Genomic DNA, 25,957 nt, shown 5'->3' with positions numbered 1-25,957 from the left:
ATTTACTCTACTTTAGTTTAGTAAGGTTCTGCTGGCAGGAAGTTCATAGGAATGAGTGTACGCTGCCACCTGACGTTTTGTCTGATTATTTTTGCAGGAATACCAACGGCTAAACTTCCGGGCGGAATGGTTTTTGTCACTAATGCTCTGGAGCCAATTATGCTATTCTTTCCAATCGTAATGCCTTTTTGAATTGTGACATTCTCACCCAGCCATACTGAATCCTCAATGATGATACATTTGGCAGGATTTATTCTTTCTCCAGTCATATCATCAATGATTGAATGCCAATCTGTCGTAGACATCGTTATGTCAGAGAAAAGGCAATCCCTGCCTATGGTAATTGATGCGCCTTCAGTAGCAACAATAAGTACATGACGATTCATTGCTGTTTGATCTCCGATTTCAATTTTAGACCCAGCACCAATAAAGTAACGTCCGCGAATGTAAGCTTTCTTACCTACTTTCAATTCACCGTTACCATTTTCCATATTAAAAGATACGTTATTTAATATGCATCCTTCGCTGAAAGTAATGCTGGAGTTCTTACCTGATTGGAAATTTAGGTTAAAATCACCTAAAACTTTATCGGGTTTACCTATAACAACATTTCCTGCTGCAATGAAGCTTGCAATCTGTTTCTCATAACTATCATTCATAACAACGTTGATCCTATTAATTTTAAGTGTTTTTCAATTGCAATCGCTATAAAGAAATTTTGCCATTCTTTTTTTACGTCATGACTTTACGAGATAAAAAATGATGATAGAAATTCATTCAATCTTTCACTGTAACCATCATGATTAAATTCATTAGAGCTAAAGTCATTCGCACAAAATGAATGTGGGAGATTATTGTATTTTTTGCCATTCATAAGTGCTCGATAGAAACTGCCTGATGCAGGAGAACGGATATTAAAATAAAAACAGATGTCCAGATTCGGCGCGGATTTACCCAGAATATATTGATGATATGGAACGAGGAAGGTAGCAACATTTAAGTCATTCGTCGCTCTGAATTTGTTTCTGGAAAATGCAGCGATTTCATGTTGAAACATAGACGCACTTTCTTCAAAAACAGATTTAATCAAAGGTACATACGTATGAGTCAGTGTATTGTCAAATCGAACAGCAAAGTTTGATTCGAAGATATCGTTACAATTCTGACATGCTGATAAAGTTGCTGTTGTTCTTTCTTTCCCTGGAGAATATGAAGTGCTTTTGTTACTAACAAATAAACTCGCTATCCCATTTGACTTGAAGAAATGCTCAGGGTTGTTTTTTTGAGCAACAAAGAAGTCATCGTTAAAGTAAATAAAGTGTTCTGATAATCCCTTAATTTTGTATAGGTAAGCTTCAATTACATGTGAGTTAAATGTAGGCAAATATTGTTGTGGAATGATTTCGGAATGGTCAACTAATACCACTCTATCTTTGAGGCTATCTGGAATTAATGGTGTTTGATTGTCAGTGACTATGAATATCCTGTTTACCCACGGTATGTTTTTTTTCAATACTGAGTAGAGAGTAATAGAGTTCATTATGATTACTGAATCTCGATTCTTCAGTTGCATAAAGTGCATATGATATGTCTGGATTGCTGTGCAGCCTTTTTTTTTGCAACCATGCTGAATCATTTGCATCGACCCAGGTGTATACAACATCGATTTTGAAAGCAGGTTTGAAGGAAGTCATTGAGTTTTGTAAAGCACTAACAATAATACCTTCTGTTGCATTGATTATATTGTTATGATTTAAGATTAAAGGGTGTCGTTTTAGTAGGTAGTCTCTCAAAAAGAGTATTGGTGCTCTTTTGAATTTCCTGATTTTTCTAAGAGAAATAGTTAGCATCTTATTGGGTTTCATTTTTAAAATTAATCCACCCTGTAAATTTTGAGAATGGACTAATTTATTTTTTTATTTCAATGACTCAATTCCTGCTTCACGGATAAATAGTGTTCGTCACGTGAAACATGAGGAACAATCGTATCTAAAAACATAGCATAGTCATCGTTTTTATCATTCATCTTGTTGAATGTTACGGCGAGAGGACATCGTTTCGAGCCATGCACAGATTGTATCCAGATGAATTTTTCTTCATATCCTCTATCAAGCAGGGCAAACTGAATGGGTGATTTAATTATACTTTGCTCTCCCTTAGTCATAGTGTTAGAAATGGGTAAGAACTCGAATAAGTAATCGTGTGGGTTACTGACAGACTCAAGTATGTTGTTGTAATGACAAAGTTGCATATTATCAACGCAACAGAATTTTTCAGCGGGTGAAAAATTATAATCAAATTCACAGAAGTGTTCTGCGAAGGTGTTTTTTACTCGGTCGATGTTTCTTTTTTTATTCTTAATAAAAGTATAAGGAATACCCGTTGGAGATATAAAATCTTTATTCGTAACCTTCTTAAGGAATAGAAAGTTCAAATCTATAAATATAAATAATTCTCGTTTTGGACTGATGTTTCTTATCTTATTTTTGAAAGCCTCACTGTAGTTTTTAAAAACACTTATGTCACTGTTGTTGCTTATTATACTTTGGCTAATGTATGAGAGACTTTTAAAATTAGTGTACTTAATAATACTACGATACTGATACCTTACTAAGCTTTCTTTGAATTTTATTTTATCACTTATCGTGTCGATGACTATTAAATGAATGTTTAATTTTTCATTGTCATATTTTAGTAATGGAGGCTCAGTGATTGTTTCAACCGTTGGCGTTGTGTTTACTGCATTAATTATTTCTTTTGATCTTCCAACCAGAATATTCTTAAAAGCATCCTTAACGAAAAGACCGGGGGTATTTAATAATTTTGAAGCTTTAGTCATCATTCACACTCCTTTAATAGCTTATCCATAACTTTAGATATTTCGTATTTTTCAAGATAGGTTTTTCGACTGTTCTCTCCAAGTTGACTGAGTAAGTTCTCATCAGCCATAAGTCTTTCCATGTTCATGGCAAAGTGTTGAGTATCAAAACAGGGAGAAACTAAAGCGTTATATTCATTCACCAGGAAATCTTTAGGACCATAGCCTATATCATAACTAACCACAGGTTTGCTCATGCTAAAGCTTTCAATATAGACCATCCCAAAAGCTTCTTTAGCAGATGTGAGTGCGCAGAATGCACTATTGTAGATCTCTTCATAAACTAATGATGTCGGTGGATGAATGGTAACTTGTGATGTTAAACCTAGCGTTGCAATTTGATTGATAAGGTTTTCTTTTTCATCACCGTCACCAAAAATATCTAAAATCCAATCTGGGAATTTTTTTGCTATTTTTGCAAAAGATTCTATTAATAAATTGAATTGTTTTAACTCAATCAAACGACCAAAAGAAACAATTCTTTTCTTCTGAGTATCCCTACCCGATTGTGAAATTAGTGGAAACTTATCTTCGAGTCCATTTGGAATGGGGGTAACCTTACTAATTCCTTGAGCATTGTACTCTTCTTTTTGAAAAGAGGTGAGAGTAAGTACCTTGTAAGCTTTAGGATAGTTTCTTAACAAAGTTATCTGTATTTCTTTAGAGTGTGAGCTAAATTCACGATGTTCTTGAACAATGACTTTATTCGACTTATGGGCATGCTTGATGATATTCACACATAGGCCTGGGAATGTGCCTATAATTATTGCGTTCTTAATAGTTTTTAAAATGCTTACCAGTTTGAAGTCTGTCAACAAAGATAAGCCATTATAAAGATCTTCTGATTTTTTAAAAATCTTTGAAGAATATTGAGCGAGGTGATTATCCAGCTTTGTGCGGAACTTGCCATTGCTGCGTGCGTCATTGAGATATTCAATACGTACACTGGGATCAAGTTGTAGCTTAGGTGTATCACTGGTGCGCCGCATTGAGATAATGGATACCTGATAGCCAACAGAAACCAGATAATTTGTCTGGTTTATAACTGTTTGTACTGTTCCACCTACGCCATAGATATTATAACAGCAGTAAACAATGTGCTGTTGTTTATTGGCAATCACTTTATCCAGAAATTTATTGGTTTTATTGAAATTTTCATAATCACGGATGACTTTAAGGAAATCCTTTCTGGCTCGATGTTTGATCTTGAAATCAATGCTTTTGTCTGAAAATAGGTCTTCAAGTTCATCAATAGTACGCACGACTGAACCGTTGAATTCATAGGGGGATTTTAAAAAATGACCTCGTTCAAACTTGTAATTATCATAGTCAAATTGTAGGAAAATAACCGGTGTTTTTATCAGGTTAAATTCAAAGGCAATTGATGAGTAATCTGTTATGCAAACAGCAGTATCTTTTAATACTACTGAAAAGTCATCGTGCCCGACAAATGAAATAGCCCCATCAAAGAGTTTTTCTATCATTGGTTTAAGATGGAGTATTTTTTCATGCAAATAAAATGCAATGTTTAAATTTCTTTTATTTGCATAATCTATTATTCCTTGGCTGTTTTTAATCTGCTGGACTATGTCTAAAAATGGATTGTCATCGCCAGGTTTTGTCCACTCTTCACGCCAGGTAAAAAAGAATAATATGTTTTTTTCATTTTTCTTCTTCATTGGTAGTAGCTCATGTCGCGACAAGCCACTATTGATCACTCTTTTGTCGAGGAAACCAATATTCAGTATGAGTTTCTTTAGCGCCTGTAAATCATCTACCTCAACAGAATTTTTGTTAACGTAATATCGCTGGAGTAGCAAGATATAGAAATCTTCCAGGTTATTCCTGGAAAAAAAGTCATCGTAGTGTGGTATTTTGTATTTGATGGCTAATCTTTTTGTTTGGTTAATATCTTTTTGTGTTTGTAGTGTATTGATAACGATATTTTTCTCTGACTTCAACGAAGTGCTAAAATATCTTATTCTACCGTTGTAGTGACCTTTAAATATGAATATTCTCTTGTAAGAGATGATTCCGTGTTGAAGGTATACGATGGGAGCCCAGCCCTTTTCTAATGGTTTTTTATTAAAAGAGGGGAAAGTATCAAGATATCCGTCATTAAGCAGGAGGTAGTCTGCATCATAAAATATCTTATGATGTTTTTTGCTATCCTTAAGTATGATGTTTTTATTAAAAGGTAAAAGTTTTTCTATGTCGACATTCTGTTTGCTATAAATGAAAAAAGTGTTTTTAAATCCTGACTTCATTCTATGCTGAAAATAACAAAAGCCATTATCACGGGCTTGCAGCCCTCCTTTTTCTCCAATGAGTATCAACAAATCTTGATGTTCGATTCCCTTCATTTCTCTTACCTAAAATAGATTGTTGTAAAATGATCAGCGGTGTTATTTATATTGGAATAGTATTTTTGTTATTTTCACTTCTTAAGTAAGCCTCAATAGCATCATTTACCGAGTCATAATAATTGACATGATTATCCCTACCAATGAAAATAGCTGCGTCACAATACTCTTTGAGCGTACTTAAGCTATGCGACACCATCAAAAAACTCGCACTTTTATGTCGTTCCTGGAACATCCTTGAGCATTTTTCTTTAAAGCGCGCATCACCTACCGCGGTGACCTCATCCACAAGATAATAATCAAAATCAAAAGCCATGCTTAAACCAAAACTTAATCTTGATTTCATTCCGGATGAATAAGTTTTGATCGGCATATTGAAGTATTTACCCAATTCAGCAAATGACTCAACAAAATCTATTTTCTCTTTCATCTCACTATGTTTGGCATATAAACGCGCGACGAATTTAACGTTTTCCCTACCGCTAAGACTGCCCTGAAAACCGCCAGTAAGGCCAACCGGCCAGGAAATCGTTTTATTGGTAGTGATTGCGCCGCTATCAGGCCGGTCAATACCACCAATCATGCGCAGTAATGTTGATTTACCTGCGCCATTTCGGCCAACCAACGCCACACTTTTTCCACCTGGCAGAGTGAGGTTCAAATCTTTAAACACGAAGTGCCGGCCTGATGAGGTGCGGTACGACTTTGTGAGATTTTCAATCTTAATCATGAGGTCAGCATTGCCTCTTCACGGGTGCGATAGATGGCAAGCCCCAAAAATAATGTCGTTAGTGTGAGAATGGCGAGATAAACGAGGCTGACGCCTTCGCTACTATAGCCCGGCATCACGGCTGCTCGGCTAAGTTCCACCACATGTAGAATGGGATTCCAGAGTAGAAATGGCCAGTAATCTTTCGGCACTGCGTGCAGTGGAAACATTATTCCCGAGATGAAATAGAGCGGTTTAAGGAGAATTGGCAAAAGCTTCTGCGTTTCTGTGTAGGTTTTACCTATCACCATAAAAATGAGTCCAGCGCCACATGAGAAAATAATCAAAAGACTCCATGCACCCACTAATTGCAGTAGATTTGCCACAGAAAAATACTCCCCGGCAGCCCAAACAATCAACATCAGAAATATATAGACAGTTACGTAGATAATCGTCTCTAACATCGCCCTTGCTAAAACAGTATCGATGGGTTTAACCGGTCGATAATTAAATAAGCCTTGGTTCGCGTCAATTGCTCCAAGTGATCGAGTAGAGATATTAGAAAAAATGAAAAAGGGAATGATCCCATTAAGTAAGAATACAGGGAAGGAAATGTCTGGCATTGTCCTATGCATGATGAAGCCAAAAATGGCCATCAATATTAATAAATGGGCTGATGGTTCTAGTATCGCCCAGAGATACCCCAAACGGAACTTACCGAATCTGGTTCTTATCTCTCTAAAAAACAATGCGTTAATCGTGGCGCTTTGTACATTTAATCCACTTCTTGCCATTTAAAACTCACAGTATTCTTGATTAATAGATATGCTACCGCCCTTGGCTTAACAGTTACCAATGCGCTGAAGATAAGATAATAGATAATAAGCAGACTCGAATGGTCGCGTTGATTTGCCATCTACAGTTAGCTGATTAAATGGGTTGTTATTTGATTTGTATCGTATTTGCTACTTTTCAATCGATGAAATTATTGCCTGCCTTCCTATGAAGATAATTGAGAAAAGGCTCAATTTTCCTTATTCACTTTGCTCAAAACATTCTTGATTAAATTATTATCGTTTGTGGTTTCAAGCTCTCTCCAGCCGAAATGATTGACCTTGATTTTTCTGGAGGCTTACCACGTCAAAGCATTGATTGCACCCAACTTCAATCTTCGTAATAATCACGCCCATCTATCCCTTCCTCGTAGTATTTACGTTGAGGGGATTTTTTTCATCTATACCTAAACAGACCTATCGACTTACGGATCTTAAGAGGACCAGTTATGCATAACACCTTGGGCAATCAGTATGATAACTCATTGGTTTCTAACGCTTTTGGTTTCATGCGCTTCCCCCTCAACTTCCAGCCTTACGACAGTGACGCTGAGTGGGTGATCACCGGTGTTCCTTTCGATGCCGCGACCTCCGGTCGTCCAGGCAGCCGTTTAGGTCCGGGGGCAATCCGCCAGATTTCCACCAACCTGGCGTGGGAAGGCTGTCGCTGGCCGTGGGATTTCGATCTGCGCCAGCGTTTGAACGTGGTGGATTGCGGCGATCTGGTTTATGCCTTTGGCGATTCACAGGATCTCTCTGACAAACTGCAGGCGCACGCCGAGAAACTGCTAGCGAACGGTAAGCGCATGCTGACCTTTGGCGGTGACCACTACGTCACGCTGCCGCTGCTGCGTGCACACGCTAAGCACTTCGGCAAAATGGCGCTGGTGCATTTCGATGCGCACACCGATACCTATTCCAATGGTCCTACTTTCGATCACGGCACCATGTTCTTCACCGCGCCAAAAGAGGGTTTGATCGATCCGCAGCACTCTGTGCAGATCGGTATTCGTACCGAGTTCGATAAGAGCTTGGGCTTTAACGTGCTGGATGCCGCGCAGGTCAACGATCGCAGCGTTGATGACATTCTGGCGGAAGTGAAGCGTACCGTTGGCGATCTGCCGGTGTATCTGACCTTTGATATCGATTGTCTGGATCCCGCCCACGCACCGGGCACCGGCACGCCAGTGATTGGCGGCTTGAGCAGCGATAAAGCCACCAAGCTGATTCGCGGTTTGCAGGGCATGAATATCGTCGGTATGGATTTGGTGGAAGTGGCGCCGGGCTACGATCACGCCGATCTGACCTCGCTGGCCGCAGCCACACTGGCGCTGGACATGCTGCACGTGCAGGCGGCAAATAAAGGTTAATCCTTTCTCCTGCGGCTACACTTATTGGCGGTTAATTAATCTGCGGAGGCGACTATGGGTTTACTGGACGATTTAGTAGGATCGCTAGGAAACAGCAACGGAAGCGGGCAGGGCAACCAGATGCAACAGCTGATGGCTATCTGGAACTGGGTGCAGGAACAGGGCGGCGCTGAAGTGCTGCTGCAGAAGTTTCAACAGGGCGGACTCGGGCAGGTGCTGAATAGCTGGCTTGGCAGCGGCAGTAACATGTCGATTGATGGCGGCGAGATTCAAAATGCGCTTGGCAATGATCAGCTGCAGTCGCTGGCGGATAAGCTCGGCACCGATGTACAGGGTGCGTCCGGTACGCTGGCTGCCTTATTGCCGCAGGTGATTGATAAGCTATCGCCGCAGGGCCACATTAAGACGTCGAATACCCAGGATTTGGGTGCGATGGTGGATGGATTGTTTAAGCGTTGAAGGTTGTTTTTTTTGATCTTTGCTTGCTGTCCCCCATCCCGGCCTTCCCCCATGAATGGGGGAAGGAGACGCAGCTATATGCAGCTTCCTCACTAACATGTGGCAGCGTCTTCCTCCCCCATTCATGGGGGAGGACCGAGGAGGGGGACAGCAAGCACGATCTATTTCCCAGCCGCAATACGCTCACGAATATGCTGGGCGCGGGCTTCCGAATCCGGATGCGAGTCAAACATCGAACTCTGTCTTCCTTGCTCCAGTTTCGCTAGCTTCTCAAAGCTGGTCGCTAATCCCATCGGATCGATGCCGCGCTTTTTCAGCAGGTCGAACGAGTAGTCATCGGCTTGTGTTTCCTGAGTTTGCGAGAATTGCGCATTCACCAGCTTCTCACCCATTTCACCCAATTGTGATTGTGACAGCGAACCAATCACGCCGCCGACGGAAGCCGCAGCGGTGCGCGTTGCGGTGGTCGTCAGCGCCACCTGCATCGCTTTACGCGTATGGCCCAGCGCGACGTGGCCCATTTCATGGCCCAGCACACCTTCGACTTCGTTATCGGTCATCATATCCATCAACCCGCTATAGACGCGGATACAACCGTTCGCCATCGCCCAGGCGTTAACGTCTTTGGTCTGATAAACCTTGTAGTTGGCAGGCACGCCGTTGATGTTGTCGCCTAGCGCCGCCGCGATTTTGTTCAGGCGCTGCTGGTATTCACTGTTAGCGGGCGCAACCTGATTGTCTTTATCCATCTGCGCACAGGATTGATCGCTCAACTCTTTCACCTGCGTATCGTTCAGCGCATAGGCCTGATAAGCCTGCGCACCCGATTGTAGCAGCGCGTTGTTATCAAACCCTTCGCAGCCGCTCAGCAGCGAAGCCATTCCCAGAGCAACAATTGTGGCTCTCATTTTCATATCGGCATCCTTTGGGTAACAAGGTAAGGAAAACAAACACCTGAAACTGGCCCAGGTGTTTAAACGCTTTGGTTATAGCTCGCATGTTGTTCAATGACTAGCAGACAAGCCCGGAAATGCAAACGGTTACCCGTGATTTAGCACCCAGATGCATGTACTTTTGTCCTGATTTTCATGTACATTGATGTGCGACTTTTTTCTCGCTTCGCCTTATAACTGATTAATTACAATAAGTTAAGCGTGGCGGAGCATTAATCCGACCTGGAGTAGAAGATGCCCTCTCGTAAAGAGCTTGCCAACGCCATTCGCGCGTTAAGTATGGATGCAGTACAGAAAGCCAATTCGGGACATCCGGGTGCCCCAATGGGCATGGCGGACATTGCCGAAGTGCTGTGGCGTGACTTCCTGAACCATAACCCTACTAACCCGCTGTGGGCAGACCGCGACCGCTTTGTGCTGTCGAACGGTCACGGCTCAATGCTGATTTACAGCCTGCTGCACCTCACTGGCTACGATCTGCCAATGAGCGAGCTGCAGAACTTCCGTCAGCTGCACTCTAAAACTCCAGGCCACCCGGAATACGGCTACACCGCAGGCGTTGAAACCACCACCGGTCCGCTGGGTCAGGGCCTCGCTAACGCAGTGGGTTTTGCCATTGCCGAGCGCACGCTGGCGGCGCAGTTCAACCGTCCGGGTCATGACATCGTAGACCATAACACCTACGTGCTTATGGGCGACGGCTGCATGATGGAAGGCATCTCACACGAAGTCTGCTCCATCGCCGGTACGCTGAAGCTGGGCAAACTGGTTGCCTTCTATGACGACAACGGCATCTCCATCGACGGTCACGTTGACGGCTGGTTCACCGACGACACCGCCAAACGTTTTGAAGCCTACGGCTGGCACGTGGTGCGCGGCGTGGACGGTCACGATGCCGACGCGATTAAAAAAGCGGTGGAAGAAGCCAAAGCGGTTTCCGACAAGCCTTCACTGCTGATGTGCAAAACCGTTATCGGTTTTGGTTCGCCGAACAAAGCCGGTACGCACGACTCGCACGGCGCGCCGCTGGGTGCCGATGAAATCGCGCTGACCCGCAAGCAGCTCGGCTGGAACCACGGTCCGTTTGAAATCCCTTCAGACATCTACGCGCAGTGGGATGCCAAAGAAGCCGGCCAGGCGAAAGAGTCCGCATGGGACCAGAAGTTTGCCGCCTACGCCGCCGCGCATCCGGAACTGGCTGCCGAGTTCAAACGTCGCGTGAACAATGAGCTGCCGGCGAACTGGGCCAGCGAGTCGCAGAAGTTCATTGAGCAGCTGCAGGCCAGTCCGGCGAAAATTGCCAGCCGTAAAGCCTCGCAGAACGCCATCGAAGCCTTCGGCAAAATCCTGCCGGAATATCTGGGCGGCTCCGCTGACCTGGCGCCGAGTAACCTCACCATATGGTCCGGCTCGAAGCCGATCAACGAAGATGCGGCGGGCAACTATATCCATTACGGCGTGCGCGAGTTCGGTATGACCGCCATCGCCAACGGTATCGCGCTGCACGGCGGCTTCCTGCCGTACACCGCCACCTTCCTGATGTTCGTCGAGTATGCGCGCAACGCCGCACGTATGGCCGCGCTGATGAAAATCCGTCAGATCATGGTTTACACCCACGACTCGATTGGTCTGGGCGAAGATGGCCCGACGCACCAGCCGGTTGAGCAGATGGCCAGCCTGCGCGTGACGCCAAACATGAGCCTGTGGCGCCCGTGCGACCAGGTTGAGTCAGCGGTGGCGTGGAAGTACGCGATTGAGCGCGTTGACGGCCCGTCGGCGCTGATCTTCTCGCGTCAGAACCTGGCGCAGCAGGATCGTAGCGCTGAGCAGCTGGCCAACGTGGCGCGCGGCGGTTACGTGCTGAAGGACAGCCAAGGTACGCCAGAGCTGATCCTGATCGCCACCGGTTCAGAAGTGGAACTGGCAGTGGCTGCGTTTGATCAGCTGACGGCGGAAGGCCGCAAGGTGCGCGTGGTGTCTATGCCATCCACCGACGCCTTCGACAAGCAGGACGCGGCGTACCGTGAATCCGTGCTGCCAAAAGCGGTTGCCGCACGCGTGGCGATTGAAGCGGGTATCGCGGATTACTGGTTCAAATACACCGGCCTAAACGGCGCGATCGTCGGTATGACCACCTTCGGTGAGTCAGCGCCTGCGGATCAGCTGTTCAAAGAGTTTGGTTTTACGGTTGAGAACGTGGTGAAAACGGCGAAATCGATTCTGTAACTTTGCGCAGTAAATTGCGCCGCTACCGGTTAAGCACAGCCTGTAGCGGCGCGATTCATCGCGCGCACCTGCAATGCAGGCGTATCTAACCTGAAACGGTTCAATTATTCCTGCAGTAATAATCCGTCAGTGGAAAATTTGTGACGTAGATCCAATATTCAGCCACTCACTTGATCGCAATCATTCCCGTTATTCCTCTCTTGCATTACTCTAGCTGAACCGTTTCAGTTGTGAGCGAAATCGTGCATCTCACTCATGTGGGTAAGCAATAATTCCCTGTACAAACCGGTGTGAAACGCTCAGGCTAATCGGCACGTTTTTTCGGGTGTGGTTGAAGGTAGAGATGACCGTTCGCGTAGCAATAAATGGTTTTGGTCGTATCGGGCGTAATGTGTTGCGTGCCCTGTATGAAACCGGTCGCCGGGCTGAGATCACCGTGGTCGCCATTAATGAGTTGGCAGACGCCGCCGGCATGGCGCATCTGCTGAAGTACGACACCAGCCACGGCCGTTTTGCCTTTGATGTGCGCCAGGAGCGCGATCAGCTGTTTGTCGGTGACGACACCATTCGCATCCTGCATCTGGCCGAAATAGATGTGCTGCCGTGGCGCGAGCTGAGTGTCGATATCGTGCTGGATTGCACCGGTGTGTATGGCAGCCGTGATGATGGCGAAGCCCATTTACAGGCGGGCGCGAAGAAAGTGTTGTTCTCGCATCCGGGCGGCAACGATCTCGATGCCACTGTCGTGTTCGGTGTCAACGAACAAGCTCTTAAACAAACTGACCGCATTGTCTCCAACGCATCCTGCACCACCAACTGCATTATTCCGGTGATCAAGTTGCTGGATGACGCCTTTGGCATTGAGTCGGGCACCGTGACCACCATTCACTCGGCGATGCACGATCAGCAGGTGATCGACGCCTATCACAGCGATCTGCGTCGTACCCGCGCCGCCAGCCAATCGATCATTCCGGTAGATACGCGTCTCGCTGCTGGCATTACCCGTATTTTTCCGAAATTTAACGATCGCTTTGAGGCGATTGCCGTGCGCGTGCCCACCATCAACGTGACAGCCATTGATCTGAGCGTGTCGGTGCGCGAAGCGGTGAAGGCGTGTGAGGTCAACGCGTTGCTGCAAAACGCGTCAGAAGGGGCGTTTCGTGGTATAGTTGACTATACGGAATTACCGTTAGTCTCAGTAGATTTTAACCATGATCCGCACAGTGCCATAGTCGATGGCACGCAAACGCGGGTCAGTGGTCATCACCTTATCAAAACGCTGGTTTGGTGTGACAACGAATGGGGCTTTGCTAACCGCATGATCGACACCACGTTAGCAATGGCCGCAAGCGGTTTCAGGTAAGACGCGGACTGCGTCTGGCAAAACTTATGAGAATCAACGAGAGGGTTCACCATGTCTGTAATTAAGATGACCGATCTGGATCTTGCTGGTAAACGCGTTCTGATCCGTGCCGATCTCAACGTGCCAGTGAAAGAAGGGAAAGTGACGTCAGATGCACGTATTCGTGCTTCTCTGCCTACCATCGAAGCGGCGTTGAAACAGGGCGCGAAAGTGATGGTTACCTCTCACCTGGGTCGTCCGACCGAAGGTGAATACAACGAAGAGTTTTCCCTGCTGCCGGTTGTTAACTACCTGAAAGATAAACTGAACGGCACCAACGTTACCCTGGCAAAAGATTACCTCGACGGCGTTGAAGTCGGCGCGGGCGAATTGGTTGTGCTGGAAAACGTGCGCTTTAATAAAGGTGAGAAAAAAGACGAAGAAGGGCTGTCGAAGAAATATGCCGCACTGTGCGACGTGTTCGTGATGGATGCCTTCGGTACCGCGCACCGCGCACAGGCTTCTACCCACGGCGTGGGCAAATTTGCCCCAATCGCATGTGCCGGTCCGCTGCTGTCAGCTGAGCTGGAAGCGCTGGGCAAAGTGATGAGTAATCCAGAGCGTCCGCTGGTTGCTGTGGTTGGCGGTTCTAAAGTGTCGACCAAATTTGATGTGCTGCAGTCGCTGGTGAAGATTGCTGACACCGTGATTGTCGGCGGCGGTATCGCGAATACCTTCGTGGCTATCGATAACAACGTCGGTAAATCTCTGTATGAGCCAGACTTCGTCGAAGCAGCAAAAGGTCTGCGTGATCAGTTTGGTATCCCGGTTCCTACTGATTCTCGCGTAGGCACGGAATTCTCTGAAACTGCCCCGGCAACCGTGAAAAAGGTTTCCGAAGTGGCGGATAACGAAGAGATTATGGACTTCGGCGACGAAACCGCACAGGCGATGGCCGCTATTCTGAAAGGCGCGAAAACCATTCTGTGGAACGGTCCGGTTGGCGTGTTCGAGTTCCCGAACTTCCGTAAAGGTACCGAAATCGTGGCAAATGCAATCGCCGATAGCGATGCATTCTCAGTGGCAGGCGGCGGCGATACGCTGGCTGCAATCGATCTGTTCGGTATCGAAGATAAGATCTCTTACATCTCTACCGGCGGCGGCGCATTCCTCGAGTTCGTGGAAGGTAAAAAACTGCCAGCAGTTGCTATGCTGGAAGAGCGCGCGAAGCAGTAACTCTTTGGGGGCGACGCTTGGGCGTCGCCTGAAGGCTAGCCCTTTATGGGGCACACAAATCGCAATCCCTTCGGGGATGAACGGTAACGAAACGGGACACAAACATGTCTAAAATTTTTGATTTCGTAAAACCCGGCGTTGTCACTGGTGACGACGTTCAGAAAATTTTCCAGGTAGCGAAAGAGAACAAATTCGCTCTGCCAGCAGTTAACTGCGTCGGCACGGATTCTATTAACGCGGTATTGGAAGCTGCGGCCAAAGTGAAAGCGCCGGTCATCGTTCAGTTCTCCAATGGTGGTGCTGCCTTCATCGCCGGTAAAGGTTTCAAAACCGACAAGCCGCAGGGCGCGGCTATCTTCGGCGCTATCGCGGGTGCATACCATGTGCATCTGATGGCTGAACAGTACGGTGTGCCAGTAATCCTGCATACCGACCACTGCGCCAAGAAACTGCTGCCGTGGATCGACGGTCTGCTGGACGCGGGTGAAGAGCACTTCAAGAAAACCGGTAAGCCGCTGTTCTCTTCTCACATGATCGACCTGTCTGAAGAGTCACTGGAAGAGAACATCGAGATCTCTTCTAAGTATCTGGCGCGCATGGCCAAACTGGATATGACCCTGGAAATCGAACTGGGTTGTACCGGTGGCGAAGAAGACGGCGTGGACAATAGCCACATGGACGCTTCTGCGCTGTACACTCAGCCAGAAGACGTTGATTACGCTTACACCGAGCTGAGCAAAATCAGCCCACGTTTCACCATAGCCGCTTCATTCGGTAACGTGCACGGCGTGTACAAGCCAGGCAACGTGAAACTGACGCCAACTATCCTGCGTGATTCTCAGGAATACGTGACTAAAAAACACAACTTGCCGCATAACGCGCTCGACTTCGTGTTCCACGGCGGTTCTGGTTCATCTCCAGAAGAAATCAAAGAATCAATTGGTTACGGCGTAATTAAAATGAACATCGATACCGATACCCAGTGGGCAACATGGGACGGTATTCTGAAGTTCTACAAAGAAAACGAAGCATATCTGCAAGGCCAATTGGGCAACCCTAAAGGCGTGGATAGCCCGAACAAGAAATACTATGATCCACGCGTATGGCTGCGCTCAGCGCAGGCTTCCATGGTGACTCGCCTGGAGCAGGCTTTCAAAGAGCTTAACGCTGTCGACGTACTGTAATTTTTCCGTACAGTACAAAAAAGGCCCGCAAGGGCCTTTTTTTATGCGTCTCATCCAGAAAATCCCACGAATTCAGGCCATTTTTGGCGCTTCGCCTTATTTTTGTTTACCCTTGTATTCGGAGTGTCGGAGTCAATCTGGCAGTTTTTGGCAATTTCCCGCGGGAAACTCAACAACAGGGCTAACAAATGGAAGATTTACATGTCGTTGATGGCATTAATAGTGCTGGTGGATGGCTGATACGTAATCAGGCGTTGATCCTGAGCTATGCGGTCAATATTGTGGCGGCGATTATTACCATCATCATTGGTATGTTCATTGCGCGCATCGTCTCCAATGCGATTAACCGCGTTCTGCTAGCGCGTCATATTGATGCCACTGTGGCAGATTTCCTTTCTGCAATGGTGCGATACGGAATTATCGCTTTTACCGTCATTGCTGCACTGGGACGCGTTGGCGTACAAACCGCCTCAGTGATTGCCGTACTGGGTGCTGCTGGCTTGGCTGTGGGTTTGGCGCTGCAAGGTTCGCTGTCCAACCTGGCTGCTGGCGTGCTGTTGGTGACCTTCCGCCCGTTCAAAACCGGTGAGTTTGTCGATCTCGGCGGCGTGATGGGTACCGTACAGAACGTGCAGATTTTCTCCACTACGCTGAAAAGCGCTGATGGCAAAATCGTGGTGGTACCTAACGGTAAAATTATCGCCGGCAATATCGTTAACTATTCACGTGAACCGATCCGTCGCAACGAGTTCATTATTGGTGTGGCTTACGATGCGGATGTCGATCAGGTTATTAGCCTGTTACGTGAAGTGGTTGATGCGGACGAGCGCGTACTGCAAGACCTCGGCGTACAGATCGGCCTAAATGAACTGGCGGCTTCATCGCTCAATTTTGTGGTGCGTTGCTGGAGTAAAAGCAGCGATCTGCAAAACGTCTATTGGGATCTGATGAAGAACTTCAAACGTACGCTGGACGCGAACGGCATCGGCATTCCTTACCCGCAGATGGATGTGCATCTGCATCAGGTGAAGAGCGAGCAACAACAGCCTTCACGCAGCGAATAATAGAGAAGGGCACCTGCGGGTGCCTTTTTTATTACACATTCTAATAGCCTATTAAATATTTCAATTTCCTCTAATATCTTCGCGTCACTATACTGCATCGCATCTCCTCAGTTATTAAGGTTATTTCCGTGTTATCTGTTTATTTACAAGGGCTTGCCCTTGGTGCTGCGCTGATTTTGCCGTTAGGCCCGCAAAATGCTTTTGTGATGAATCAGGGCATTAAGCGCCATTACCACTTGATGACCGCATCGCTGTGTACCCTTAGCGATATTGCGCTGATCTGTGGTGGGATTTTTGGCGGCAGCGCGTTGCTGAATCAATCGCCTCTCTTACTGATGCTGATCACTTGGGCGGGCGTGGCGTTTTTGCTGTGGTACGGTTGGGGCGCGCTGCGCGCTGCATGGCAAGGTGATGTGTCGCTGGCATCTGATGCGGAGATAAAGCAAGGTCGCTGGCGCATCATCGCTACTATTCTGGCGGTGACCTGGCTCAATCCGCACGTCTATCTCGACACCTTTGTGGTGCTCGGCAGCCTCGGTAGCCAGCTTCCGTCTGAAGACGCGCGTCGTTGGTTTGCATTTGGCACCGTGAGTGCCTCAATTATTTGGTTCTTCGGCCTGGCGCTGCTGGCCGCGTGGCTGTCGCCGCGGCTGCGCACCGTGCGGGCGCAGCGCATTATCAATTTGCTGGTCGGCGGCGTGATGTGGTTTATCGCCATTCAGCTGGCGCGTCAGGGCATTGCTGCACTCTAATGCAGATGTAATCCGTACAGTGCGGGCAGCGCGCCCGCACTGGCGAGCAACTCAAGTCGAATCTGGCTAAAACTCACGCCTTCTGGTACCAAGTGATGACACAGCGAGTGATGATTTTCCGTCACGTCTGCCAAAAGCATCTCATCCAGCCATACGCGATAATGCGTGGTGCAGTGCGGCGTCACAGCCAGCGCGTGGCCCATTTGCACCGTTTCCATCGCATGGTCGAAGTCGTTGTCAAACAGCAAGGTAATGTGTTTCGCCTGCTGCGGTTCATTCCAATGCCAGCTGACGTTGGGATGCGTGTCATCCTGCGCCGGCACCCAGCAGTTAGTGTGCTGTTCCGGCCGCAGCTTGCCGTTGAGCAGATAGTCGCGGTGCCAAAGCTGCAGCGGCGTTTCCAGCGCAAAGGCCAGCAGGATTTGCTGTGGAGCCCGGCGCGGCAGCCAGAAATCAAACTCATCAACGCCGTAATCGCCATCGTTAATCTGGCGTGTGCGTTTCGCCACGCGCGGATTGAGACTGTTGAACACCATCATCACGCCCGGCAAACGCTGGCTGGTTAATGCAACCTCAATCGCAGCGTTCTCCTCAAAGGCGATAAACAGATAGCGATCGCAATCGGCGCGATAATCAAAGCTCAGTCGATAAGTGCCTTGCTCAGTAACCGTGATGCTTTGCGTGCTCAGTTGGCAGTCGCCGCAGGTATTGGCCGGATTAGCGCTGGTGAGCAGCGATACCTGTAATTTTTGCGCGTTGGCGGCGCGCAGCTGCACACTGATTGCCGGCAAGCGTTCGCCCGCTTTGAGCGGCAGCAGCAACGCACAGCGAGATTGCAGCGGCTGCCAATCGGCATCGGCGGGCAGGGCGCGCAACTCTAAGGTGCTGCTCACCGTGACATGCGCCTGGCGCGCTGGGTTGGCCAACGGATGTCGCGGGATAAACGCACCCTGACGCAGCAGATGCTGCTGCAGCTGCCCAACGCGCTCAGGCTGCGCCAGTTCGGCGGGCGTGATCTGCTGTTGCTGGCACAGCGCCGCCGCGCGGCCCACCACTTCGCCCAGCACGCCGCAGGTGCACATGACGCGTGCGCTGCCAAAGGCGACGTGCGTAGCGGAGATCAATCGGCCGGTGAGCAGCAGATTGTCCAGCGACTGGCTGTAGAGCGCGCGGAAGGGAATGGTGTAAGTCCCTTTGCTGTGGAACTGACGACAGCCATCGTGTTCGCTGTAGACGCCGTCGGCCGGATGCAGATCAATCGACCAGCCACCATACGCCACTGCATCATAGTGGTCGCGTTGTTCGATGATGTCCTGTTGGCACAGCATCGTCTCGCCGAGAAAACGCCGGCTCTCGCGCTTGCCGGGAATCAGGCCCACCCATTCGATGGTGAGGTTATCGGCATCGGGAAATTCACCGGAGTTTTTGATGTAATCCCACACGCCCCAGACAATTTTCCACAGTTCCCACTTGATGGTTTCGCTCTCATGCACGGTATCGAGCCGTCCGCCCCACTCCAGCCACCATAAATCGCAGCCGTTCAGCTCTGAACTCAGCCGTTTATAGCGCGGAATGGCGGTGATCTCTTTTAGTGCGAAAGAGGGCGCAACGAAGCGTACCGGTTGTGCCGTGCGCTTGGTGTAGAAGTAAATCGAATGTCCGAGCTTATGGCCGAAATTCTCGCCCGGCGCCATCTTCTCGCCAAACTCCTCCACGGATTCCGCGCCCACGCGATGCGCTGCACCGGCCAGATAGCCCAATACGCCATCGCCGCTGGCATCGATAAATTGTGTAGCCGAAACCCGATAACGCGTTTGATTAATGGCATTGAACGCCTGCACTGACAGCAAACGGCGGCCAGATTTTTCGATATCGGTCACCACCGTATTGAGCAGCAAAGTCACGCCGGGCTGCGCCTGTACGATGTCCAGCAGCACCATATCGAACAGTACCGGATTGCCCTCTTTATTGCGCCACAGGTTCTCCTCCATGATCTCGCCCATGATGCCGCCTTCGCGCGCCCAACGATTGTTATTGCCCATGTGTGAGGTCGCACCGTTGGCCCACAAGCGCACTTCGCTGGAAGCGTTGCCGCCCAGCACCGGGCGATCCTGAATCAGCACCACATCAAGGCCATCGCGTGCGGCGGCCAGCGCGGCACACACGCCCGCCAGTCCACCGCCGACGATCAGTAACTCCGCTTGTAGTCGTTGTTGCGGAAAGTGGCGCTCATTTTGCGTAGAGAAAGTCTGCATCATTTCATTCCTCTGACTCTAAGGCTAAGATTGGAGTTTGCCCGCCGCAGGTGATCTATGTCTTCTCAACCGAACCAAAGCCTGATTGACGGTATTCGCTGTCTGCAATATCTGGTGTCCAGTGATAAGGCCGTGGGTTGCCGTGAACTGGCGCGCCAGATGGGGATGAACAGCACGCGTGTGAATCGACTGCTGATGACCATGGCGTCGATTGGACTGACGACGCAGGATGAGCATCGACGCTATCTGCCTGGCCCCGGTATTCACGCGCTGGCGGCACAGGCGATTCGCGGATCTTCGCTGTTCGCGCAGGCGTTGCCGCAGCTGGAACGTCACGCGCCGCGCGATATCGTGGTGGCGCTGGGCGTGCTGTGGGAGGATCAGGTGATCTATATCTGGCACTCGGAACCCGGTGAACGCATCAACGCCAGCCAGGCGCTGGCCGGTTTCCGCATGCTGCCCGCGTGGCAATCGGTGATTGGCGTGTCGTTGCTGGCGGCGGAAAGTGACGAGGCGCTGCGCCCGCGTTTTAGCGAAGAACAGTGGCTGCAAATCGCGCCGCTGCTGGCGCGTAAGCGTGCTGAGGGTTACCTGATCTGGCACCGCGATGATGGCGAAATCAGTATGGCGCAGCCGATTGATCACAATCGCGCGGCATTGGCGTTCGCCAAAATCTGGCAGGACGATGAGGCGCACCTCGCGCAGCGCCTGCAACAGTTGCAATCGCTGGCGCAAACCGTGTTCACCCCGCGTTAACATGATCGATTTTCCCGACAATAAACAGGTAACTGCAGATGCCAATCGCGGCCAGCACGGCAATAAATGCCAGGGCTGGCGCGAAGTTATCGCCGTCGATTAACGCACCAATGGCAATCGGTACCACGATGGATGACAGCGCACCGGTAAAGTTAAATACCCCGCCCGCCAGACCAATCAAGTGGCGCGGCGCCAGCGCCGTGACAAACACCCAGGTAATGGTCGCCAGGCCGTTGCCGAAGAACGCCAGCGACATAAACAGAATAATCAGCGTGGAATCGTTGGTGTAATTGGCGCCAAGGATAAACAGCGTCAGGAACAGGCCAAGGATCACCGGTAGCTTGCGCGCCACGCTAGCGGAGATACCGCGACGTATCATGCGATCTGAGGCAAATCCGGCCAGCAGCACGCCACAGAAGGCGGCGAAGTAGGGCACCGAAGCAACGTAGCCGCTTTTGATGAAGCCCATGTGACGATACTCCACCAGATACGTCGGGAACCAGGTGAGGAAGAACCAGAAGGTGGCGGAAATGGTGAACTGGCCAATATAGATGCCGACCAATTTACGACTGCGGAACATCTGCGCCAAATCGCCCCAGCGCGCTATGGGCTGCTGCGAATGTTGTCGACTCTCCAGCAGCGCACCGTTGTCACGCAGATAGCTGAGCTCAGCTTTTGACACGCCTTGATGTTGATTCGGCTCGCGGTAGAGCCAATACCACACCAGCGCCCAAATCATCCCCGCAAGTCCGGTGATCAAAAACAGTCCGCGCCAGCCAAAAGCATCCTGCAGATGAAACAGCAGCGGCGTCATACACGCCAGGCCGACAAACTGCGCTGAGGAGTAAATGCCGATGGCACTGGCGCGCTCTTGCTCCGGAAACCAGCTGGAGATCACCCGGTTGTTGGAGGGCATCACCGGCGCTTCAAAAGCACCGACGCCGAGCCGCAGACCAAATAGCGCGCCAAAGCTGTTGGCAAGCGCGTGCAGCGCGGTGATCAGCGACCAGGCAAATAAACCGACGCCATAAACCACGCGCGCGCCAAGGCGATCGATGAGGAAGCCGCCGGGGATCTGTAGCGCAGCGTAGATCCAGCCAAAGGCGGAAAAGATCAATCCCATCTCCATGGGCGAGAAGCGCAATTCGCCAGCCATTGCCGTAGCGGCAACCGACAGGTTAGTGCGATCCATATAGTTGATAATGATGTTAATAAACACCAGACCGAGCATCAGAAAGCGCGTGCGTCCCGCGCGAGCGCTGGCAACGGTTTGGCTAAGTGGCTGTTCTGTCATTGGCAACTCTCCCGAACTCAGAGGTGTTTCTTTAATAGAAACGAATAAGTGTTTTATTGGCGAATCCGTACAGCTAAATTTGCGATCGCGGCTACGTTAAAAAGGAGATTGCTCGAACTTTTGAGCCGTTTACTAATCAGATAAGCACACATGTTAATGTGTTTTGGGTTTAGCCATAATGGCGACCTGCAAATTGAATCCCTCAAGGAGGACTTTCGTGAAACTGAAAGCACTGGCGCTGGCCGCCGTAATGAGCACGGGCGCACTGTCCGGTTTAGTTCAGGCAGGCGAATTGCCGAATGGACCGCATGTGGTGACTTCTGGACAGGCAAGCGTTGATGCCACGCCAGATCTCGCGACGCTCGCGATTGTGGTGAATGTTTCGTCGAAAGACGCGGCAGAAGCGAAGAAACAAGCTGATGACCGCGTGGCGCAATATTTCGATTTCCTGCAAAAGAACGGTATCGAGAAAAAAGATATTGATGCGGCAAACCTCAGCACGCAGCCAGAGTACGATTACACCAAAGAAGGTAAGTCGGTACTGAAAGGCTATCGTGCCGAGCGTCAGGTACAGGTAACGCTGCGCCAGCTGGACAAACTCAACGAGCTGTTGGATGGCGCGTTAAAATCTGGCCTGAATGAAATTCGTTCGGTCGAGTTAGGTGTGGCGAATCCGGACAGCTATAAAGAGAAGGCGCGTAAAGTGGCCATCGCTAATGCTACGCAGCAGGCTAACGCGCTGGCAGAAGGGTTTAACGCTAAGTTAGGTTCGGTTTACAGCATCCGCTATCACGTTGCGAACTATCAACCGATGCCGATGGCGCGCATGTATAAGGCCGCCGCAGTACAAGCTGATACCACCGCGCAGCAAACTTACGAGCAGCAGAGCATTCACTTTGACGACCAGGTAGATGTCGTCTTTGAAATCAAACCAAACACGCCGTAAGGTTTGATATCAGGTCGCCATGAAGGGCGACCTGATCTTTACGCTGGCAACACATCCTGACGCAGCACGCGATGTCCGTGCGCAATCAGCGCGTCGGTCACGCTGCGCATCAAACGACTTTCCGGCGCAAACCGGTGCCAGTACAGCATACGACGCTGATACAGGCCTGGCGTCAAATCCACCAGTTCACCTTGCGCTAACTCGCGCTCAATCTGCAGATGCGGAATCATACAGCACACCGAACCCTGACGCGCCAGCTGCACAAAGGCTTCTGACGAGTTAACGATGTGGCAAGGCACGCTGCCCGGCGACAGGTCAAAGTTCTGCTGTAAAAACGCCTGATGCATATCGTCCAGATGATCAAATGCCACCGCCGGCGCTTTCAGCAGCGCAGAGCGTGTTACGCCGTTCGGGAAATAGCGAGCAGCAAAATCAGGTGAGGCGCAGAACAGATAATCGAGCGCACCCAGTTGATCCACCAGACAGCTTGGCAGCGGCTGCGGCTGAATACTCACCGCGCCGACCACTTCACCGCGACGTAGACGTTCCTGCGTGCGGGTTTCATCTTCTACCTGCAAATTCAGGCGCACTGGCGAATCGGCCAGCACGTCTTTCAGCGCGGGCAGCAGCCAGGTGGCCAGGCTGTCGGCGTTGACCGCCAGCGACAGCAACAGCGGCGTGGTTCCACCGTTATCATCACCCAGCCACTCCTCTTCCAGCAGTTCAACCTGATGCAACAACGCCAGTAACTTTTGTCCCTGCTCGGTCGGACGCGGCGGCACGGTGCGCACCAGCAGCGGCTGACCAAATAAATTTTCCAGCTGTTTAATACGCTGCGAAACCGCCGATTGGGTAATGCAGAGTTTTTGTGCCGCACGCTCAAAGCCGCGCTCGCGAATCACAGCATCCAGCGCCTGAAGCGTTCGATAATCCGGGCGTTTCATTGTTGTTCTCTCTCGTTCAGGGTGGACATTACTATGCCATAAAACTGTCAAATTGTGCTGCGGCGCATTTTTGCGGGCTGGCTTCCAAAGCGTTAAATCGGCTGTCTAACAGTCGCGCTTTTTTACAGCGCCTTGTTTTATACTACGCGCACTTCGATGTCGCACAGGTTTTAAACATACCATGACCCAGGATGAACTGAAAAAAGCGGTAGGTTGGGCAGCTCTGCAGTACGTAGAGCCCGGCTCCATTGTCGGCGTAGGCACGGGTTCAACAGCGGCGCATTTTATTGATGCACTCGGCACCATGAAGAATCAGATTGAAGGTGCGGTTTCCAGCTCGGAAGCCTCAACCGAGAAACTGAAAGCGCTGGGTATTCACATCTTCGATCTCAACGAAATTGATGAACTGTCGGTGTATGTTGATGGCGCCGATGAGATCAATCCGCAGATGCAGATGATCAAAGGCGGTGGCGCAGCGCTGACGCGTGAGAAAATCGTTGCGGCGGTGGCGAAGAAATTTGTCTGCATTGCCGATGCATCGAAAGAAGTTGATGTGCTGGGCCGTTTCCCGCTGCCGGTTGAAGTGATTCCGATGGCGCGTTCGTATGTGGCGCGTGAACTGGTCAAACTCGGCGGCTTGCCGGAGTATCGCCAGAACGTCATTACCGACAACGGCAACATTATTCTCGACGTGCATAATCTGCGTATTCTCGATCCCATCGAACTGGAAAAAACCATTAATGCGCTGCCGGGCGTAGTGACCGTTGGCCTGTTTGCGGGACGTGGTGCGGATGTCGCACTGATTGGTACCGCAGAAGGCGTGAAAACCATCGTAAAATGATCTGTCCGGCGCGCGTAATGCGCCGGTTATTTCCATCCGCAAAACATCTTTTCTCACCAGGCTGAAATTTGGTGACTTATGTCACAAAAGATTCATCAGCAGTAAGTTCGTACTTCGTCCATTAAGGATGTCACGATTTTGTACGGCATTGTGCTGTCTCCGCGTGGGCGCGTGCTGGCTCCCAGGCAATCGTTTGTATTGCTGCGCACGAAATTTTTGATATTTTGACAGAAGGCTACCTTATGGTAGTCCTCATTGAATTCTGAATAGGGTCGGGAAATGGCAAAGGTATCACTGGAAAAAGACAAGATTAAGTTCCTGCTGGTGGAAGGCGTTCACCAGAGTGCGCTGGAAAACCTGCGTGCAGCAGGCTACACCAACATCGAGTTTCACAAAGGGGCGCTGGATGCGGAGTCGCTGAAATCCTCTATCCGCGATGCGCACTTCATTGGTATCCGTTCCCGTACCCAACTGACTGAAGAGATCTTTGCTGCCGCTGAAAAGCTGGTAGCAGTCGGCTGCTTCTGTATCGGTACCAACCAGGTTGATCTCGGTGCAGCGGCGAAACGCGGTGTGCCGGTGTTCAACGCGCCGTTCTCCAACACCCGTTCTGTTGCAGAGCTGGTGATTGGCGAAATGCTACTGATGCTGCGTGGCATTCCGGAAGCCAACGCCAAAGCGCACCGTGGCATCTGGAATAAAGTCGCCAACGGTTCGTTTGAAGCACGCGGCAAGAAACTGGGCATCATCGGTTACGGTCACATCGGCATGCAGCTGGGTGTACTGGCAGAAAGCCTCGGTATGCATGTGTTCTTCTACGATATCGAAAGCAAGCTGCCGCTGGGTAACGCCACTCAGGTGCGTCATCTCTCCGATCTGCTCAACATGAGCGACGTGGTCAGCCTGCACGTTCCTGAAACGCAATCCACTCAGAACATGATTGGCGCGGAAGAGCTGGCGCTGATGAAGCCGGGCGCGCTGCTGATCAACGCCGCGCGCGGTACCGTGATCGATATTCCGGCGCTGTGTGATGCCCTGGCGAACAAACATCTGTCTGGTGCCGCTATCGACGTCTTCCCGGTCGAGCCTGCGACTAACAGCGACCCGTTTAACTCACCGCTGTGCGAGTTCGATAACGTGATCCTGACGCCGCACATTGGTGGTTCAACGCAGGAAGCGCAGGAAAACATCGGTATCGAAGTGGCTGGCAAGCTGGCGAAATACTCCGACAACGGTTCTACGCTGTCTGCGGTTAACTTCCCGGAAGTCTCACTGCCGATGCATGCGGCAAGTGCTAGCCGTCTGCTGCACATCCATGAAAACCGTCCGGGTGTGCTGACCGCTATCAACCAGATTTTTGCCGAGCAGGGCATCAACATCGCCGCGCAGTATCTGCAAACCACGCCAATTATGGGCTACGTGGTGATCGATATTGATGCTGAGCAGGATGCAGCGGATAAAGCGCTGCAGGCGATGAAGGCGATTCCGGGCACCATCCGCGCCCGTCTGCTGTACTGATTAAACAGGGCGCCATTGGCGCCCTTTGTTTTTC

General features: G+C 49.8%; 23 protein-coding genes. 12 read left to right on the top strand and 11 right to left on the bottom strand.

Annotated elements, in window-relative coordinates; genetic code table 11:
• Positions 1-17 precede the first annotated feature (17 nt).
• The 7 genes from ACVLVH_RS20050 to ACVLVH_RS20020 form a co-directional block, all read right to left on the bottom strand.
• Entirely contained in the window at positions 18-659 is a 642-nt protein-coding gene (locus ACVLVH_RS20050) for an acyltransferase (RefSeq protein ID WP_498949993.1), read from the bottom strand.
• An 86-nt stretch (positions 660-745) separates the two neighbouring features.
• Positions 746-1,540 carry a stealth conserved region 3 domain-containing protein gene (locus tag ACVLVH_RS20045; protein WP_498949992.1) on the bottom strand — a complete coding sequence of 265 codons (795 nt, stop codon included), beginning with the start codon at positions 1,538-1,540 and terminating at the stop codon, positions 746-748.
• Positions 1,467-1,694 carry a Stealth CR1 domain-containing protein gene (locus tag ACVLVH_RS20040; protein ID WP_498949999.1) on the bottom strand — a complete coding sequence of 76 codons (228 nt, stop codon included), beginning with the start codon at positions 1,692-1,694 and terminating at the stop codon, positions 1,467-1,469. Before ACVLVH_RS20040 ends, ACVLVH_RS20045 begins: the two co-directional genes overlap by 74 nt.
• 227 nt (positions 1,695-1,921) lie before the next feature.
• Positions 1,922-2,842: a hypothetical protein gene (locus ACVLVH_RS20035; protein ID WP_498949991.1), complete on the bottom strand. Its 921-nt coding sequence runs from the start codon at positions 2,840-2,842 to the stop codon at positions 1,922-1,924.
• Positions 2,839-5,241: a glycosyltransferase gene (locus tag ACVLVH_RS20030; RefSeq protein WP_498949990.1), complete on the bottom strand. Its 2,403-nt coding sequence runs from the start codon at positions 5,239-5,241 to the stop codon at positions 2,839-2,841. Before ACVLVH_RS20030 ends, ACVLVH_RS20035 begins: the two co-directional genes overlap by 4 nt.
• Before the next feature lie 46 nt (positions 5,242-5,287).
• Complete coding sequence (locus ACVLVH_RS20025) at positions 5,288-5,971, bottom strand: ABC transporter ATP-binding protein (protein ID WP_309833396.1); 684 nt, start codon at positions 5,969-5,971, stop codon at positions 5,288-5,290.
• Positions 5,968-6,744, bottom strand: a complete 777-nt coding sequence (locus tag ACVLVH_RS20020) for an ABC transporter permease (protein ID WP_137386407.1) — start codon at positions 6,742-6,744, stop codon at positions 5,968-5,970. Before ACVLVH_RS20020 ends, ACVLVH_RS20025 begins: the two co-directional genes overlap by 4 nt.
• 488 nt (positions 6,745-7,232) lie before the next feature.
• Here ACVLVH_RS20020 and speB point away from each other — a divergent pair, with 488 nt between their 5' ends.
• Positions 7,233-8,153 (top strand): agmatinase, encoded by a 921-nt coding sequence (gene speB, locus ACVLVH_RS20015; RefSeq protein ID WP_101761932.1) that lies wholly within the window; start codon positions 7,233-7,235, stop codon positions 8,151-8,153.
• 54 nt (positions 8,154-8,207) lie between these two features.
• Complete coding sequence (locus tag ACVLVH_RS20010) at positions 8,208-8,612, top strand: YidB family protein (protein ID WP_192236431.1); 405 nt, start codon at positions 8,208-8,210, stop codon at positions 8,610-8,612.
• A gap of 161 nt (positions 8,613-8,773) precedes the next feature.
• Here the strand turns inward: ACVLVH_RS20010 and loiP are convergent, their stop codons facing one another.
• On the bottom strand, positions 8,774-9,526 hold the full coding sequence (loiP, locus tag ACVLVH_RS20005; RefSeq protein ID WP_101761934.1) for a metalloprotease LoiP: 753 nt from the start codon (positions 9,524-9,526) through the stop codon (positions 8,774-8,776).
• A gap of 273 nt (positions 9,527-9,799) precedes the next feature.
• On the opposite strand from loiP, the gene tkt reads away from it, so the two are divergent.
• The 6 genes from tkt to argO all read left to right on the top strand — a co-directional run bounded on the left by tkt (position 9,800) and on the right by argO (position 17,369).
• The gene (gene tkt / locus ACVLVH_RS20000; protein WP_498949989.1) at positions 9,800-11,791 is read left to right on the top strand and encodes a transketolase; all 1,992 of its coding nucleotides are present in this window, start codon (positions 9,800-9,802) and stop codon (positions 11,789-11,791) included.
• A 343-nt stretch (positions 11,792-12,134) separates the two neighbouring features.
• On the top strand, positions 12,135-13,154 hold the full coding sequence (gene epd, locus ACVLVH_RS19995) for an erythrose-4-phosphate dehydrogenase (protein ID WP_277974056.1): 1,020 nt from the start codon (positions 12,135-12,137) through the stop codon (positions 13,152-13,154).
• A 51-nt stretch (positions 13,155-13,205) separates the two neighbouring features.
• Positions 13,206-14,369, top strand: a complete 1,164-nt coding sequence (gene pgk, locus ACVLVH_RS19990; protein WP_101761937.1) for a phosphoglycerate kinase — start codon at positions 13,206-13,208, stop codon at positions 14,367-14,369.
• 104 nt (positions 14,370-14,473) lie between these two features.
• Positions 14,474-15,553 carry a class II fructose-bisphosphate aldolase gene (gene fbaA / locus ACVLVH_RS19985; RefSeq protein WP_110868001.1) on the top strand — a complete coding sequence of 360 codons (1,080 nt, stop codon included), beginning with the start codon at positions 14,474-14,476 and terminating at the stop codon, positions 15,551-15,553.
• Positions 15,554-15,741: 188 nt separating this feature from the next.
• Positions 15,742-16,617: a small-conductance mechanosensitive channel MscS gene (gene mscS, locus ACVLVH_RS19980; RefSeq protein ID WP_277974055.1), complete on the top strand. Its 876-nt coding sequence runs from the start codon at positions 15,742-15,744 to the stop codon at positions 16,615-16,617.
• A 128-nt stretch (positions 16,618-16,745) separates the two neighbouring features.
• Positions 16,746-17,369: an arginine exporter ArgO gene (gene argO, locus ACVLVH_RS19975; RefSeq protein ID WP_110868000.1), complete on the top strand. Its 624-nt coding sequence runs from the start codon at positions 16,746-16,748 to the stop codon at positions 17,367-17,369.
• On the opposite strand, the gene ACVLVH_RS19970 is transcribed toward argO, so the two are convergent.
• The gene (locus ACVLVH_RS19970; RefSeq protein ID WP_498949998.1) at positions 17,366-19,624 is read right to left on the bottom strand and encodes an FAD-dependent oxidoreductase; all 2,259 of its coding nucleotides are present in this window, start codon (positions 19,622-19,624) and stop codon (positions 17,366-17,368) included. The genes argO and ACVLVH_RS19970 overlap by 4 nt on opposite strands.
• A gap of 57 nt (positions 19,625-19,681) precedes the next feature.
• Between ACVLVH_RS19970 and ACVLVH_RS19965 the strand changes: the two genes are divergently transcribed.
• Positions 19,682-20,380 (top strand): IclR family transcriptional regulator, encoded by a 699-nt coding sequence (locus tag ACVLVH_RS19965; RefSeq protein ID WP_101761942.1) that lies wholly within the window; start codon positions 19,682-19,684, stop codon positions 20,378-20,380.
• Here ACVLVH_RS19965 and ACVLVH_RS19960 read toward each other — a convergent pair.
• Positions 20,367-21,674, bottom strand: a complete 1,308-nt coding sequence (locus ACVLVH_RS19960) for an MFS transporter (RefSeq protein WP_280172037.1) — start codon at positions 21,672-21,674, stop codon at positions 20,367-20,369. The genes ACVLVH_RS19965 and ACVLVH_RS19960 overlap by 14 nt on opposite strands.
• 217 nt (positions 21,675-21,891) lie before the next feature.
• Here ACVLVH_RS19960 and ACVLVH_RS19955 point away from each other — a divergent pair, with 217 nt between their 5' ends.
• Positions 21,892-22,620, top strand: coding sequence for an oxidative stress defense protein (locus ACVLVH_RS19955; protein WP_101761944.1), 729 nt, complete (start codon positions 21,892-21,894; stop codon positions 22,618-22,620).
• A 38-nt stretch (positions 22,621-22,658) separates the two neighbouring features.
• On the opposite strand, the gene ACVLVH_RS19950 is transcribed toward ACVLVH_RS19955, so the two are convergent.
• A complete protein-coding gene (locus ACVLVH_RS19950; protein WP_007890292.1) occupies positions 22,659-23,564 on the bottom strand; it encodes a LysR family transcriptional regulator ArgP in 906 nt (301 codons plus the stop codon).
• 181 nt (positions 23,565-23,745) lie between these two features.
• Between ACVLVH_RS19950 and rpiA the strand changes: the two genes are divergently transcribed.
• Positions 23,746-24,405 (top strand): ribose-5-phosphate isomerase RpiA, encoded by a 660-nt coding sequence (rpiA, locus tag ACVLVH_RS19945; protein WP_280172036.1) that lies wholly within the window; start codon positions 23,746-23,748, stop codon positions 24,403-24,405.
• A gap of 279 nt (positions 24,406-24,684) precedes the next feature.
• A complete protein-coding gene (gene serA, locus ACVLVH_RS19940) occupies positions 24,685-25,923 on the top strand; it encodes a phosphoglycerate dehydrogenase (RefSeq protein WP_137386397.1) in 1,239 nt (412 codons plus the stop codon).
• The last annotated feature ends 34 nt before the right edge of the window (positions 25,924-25,957 follow it).

Source organism: Kluyvera sp. 1366 (assembly GCF_054823405.1).
The sequence above is the reverse complement of the archived record's forward strand: the minus strand, read 5'-3'. Positions and strand labels throughout refer to the sequence as shown.

Excerpts from the sequence above, each read along its gene's own strand:
- loiP (WP_101761934.1), bottom strand. The coding sequence starts at position 9,526 with ATGAAAATGAGAGCCACAATTGTTGCTCTGGGAATGGCTTCGCTGCTG.
- ACVLVH_RS20045 (WP_498949992.1), bottom strand. The coding sequence starts at position 1,540 with ATGAACTCTATTACTCTCTACTCAGTATTGAAAAAAAACATACCGTGG.
- pgk (WP_101761937.1), top strand. The coding sequence starts at position 13,206 with ATGTCTGTAATTAAGATGACCGATCTGGATCTTGCTGGTAAACGCGTT.
- ACVLVH_RS20010 (WP_192236431.1), top strand. The coding sequence starts at position 8,208 with ATGGGTTTACTGGACGATTTAGTAGGATCGCTAGGAAACAGCAACGGA.
- ACVLVH_RS20035 (WP_498949991.1), bottom strand. The coding sequence starts at position 2,842 with ATGATGACTAAAGCTTCAAAATTATTAAATACCCCCGGTCTTTTCGTT.
- ACVLVH_RS20040 (WP_498949999.1), bottom strand. The coding sequence starts at position 1,694 with ATGACTTCCTTCAAACCTGCTTTCAAAATCGATGTTGTATACACCTGG.
- speB (WP_101761932.1), top strand. The coding sequence starts at position 7,233 with ATGCATAACACCTTGGGCAATCAGTATGATAACTCATTGGTTTCTAAC.
- rpiA (WP_280172036.1), top strand. The coding sequence starts at position 23,746 with ATGACCCAGGATGAACTGAAAAAAGCGGTAGGTTGGGCAGCTCTGCAG.
- ACVLVH_RS19950 (WP_007890292.1), bottom strand. The coding sequence starts at position 23,564 with ATGAAACGCCCGGATTATCGAACGCTTCAGGCGCTGGATGCTGTGATT.
- ACVLVH_RS20050 (WP_498949993.1), bottom strand. The coding sequence starts at position 659 with ATGAATGATAGTTATGAGAAACAGATTGCAAGCTTCATTGCAGCAGGA.
- ACVLVH_RS19970 (WP_498949998.1), bottom strand. The coding sequence starts at position 19,624 with ATGCAGACTTTCTCTACGCAAAATGAGCGCCACTTTCCGCAACAACGA.
- epd (WP_277974056.1), top strand. The coding sequence starts at position 12,135 with ATGACCGTTCGCGTAGCAATAAATGGTTTTGGTCGTATCGGGCGTAAT.
- ACVLVH_RS19960 (WP_280172037.1), bottom strand. The coding sequence starts at position 21,674 with ATGACAGAACAGCCACTTAGCCAAACCGTTGCCAGCGCTCGCGCGGGA.
- ACVLVH_RS20030 (WP_498949990.1), bottom strand. The coding sequence starts at position 5,241 with ATGAAGGGAATCGAACATCAAGATTTGTTGATACTCATTGGAGAAAAA.
- mscS (WP_277974055.1), top strand. The coding sequence starts at position 15,742 with ATGGAAGATTTACATGTCGTTGATGGCATTAATAGTGCTGGTGGATGG.
- ACVLVH_RS19965 (WP_101761942.1), top strand. The coding sequence starts at position 19,682 with ATGTCTTCTCAACCGAACCAAAGCCTGATTGACGGTATTCGCTGTCTG.
- serA (WP_137386397.1), top strand. The coding sequence starts at position 24,685 with ATGGCAAAGGTATCACTGGAAAAAGACAAGATTAAGTTCCTGCTGGTG.
- ACVLVH_RS20025 (WP_309833396.1), bottom strand. The coding sequence starts at position 5,971 with ATGATTAAGATTGAAAATCTCACAAAGTCGTACCGCACCTCATCAGGC.
- fbaA (WP_110868001.1), top strand. The coding sequence starts at position 14,474 with ATGTCTAAAATTTTTGATTTCGTAAAACCCGGCGTTGTCACTGGTGAC.
- tkt (WP_498949989.1), top strand. The coding sequence starts at position 9,800 with ATGCCCTCTCGTAAAGAGCTTGCCAACGCCATTCGCGCGTTAAGTATG.
- ACVLVH_RS20020 (WP_137386407.1), bottom strand. The coding sequence starts at position 6,744 with ATGGCAAGAAGTGGATTAAATGTACAAAGCGCCACGATTAACGCATTG.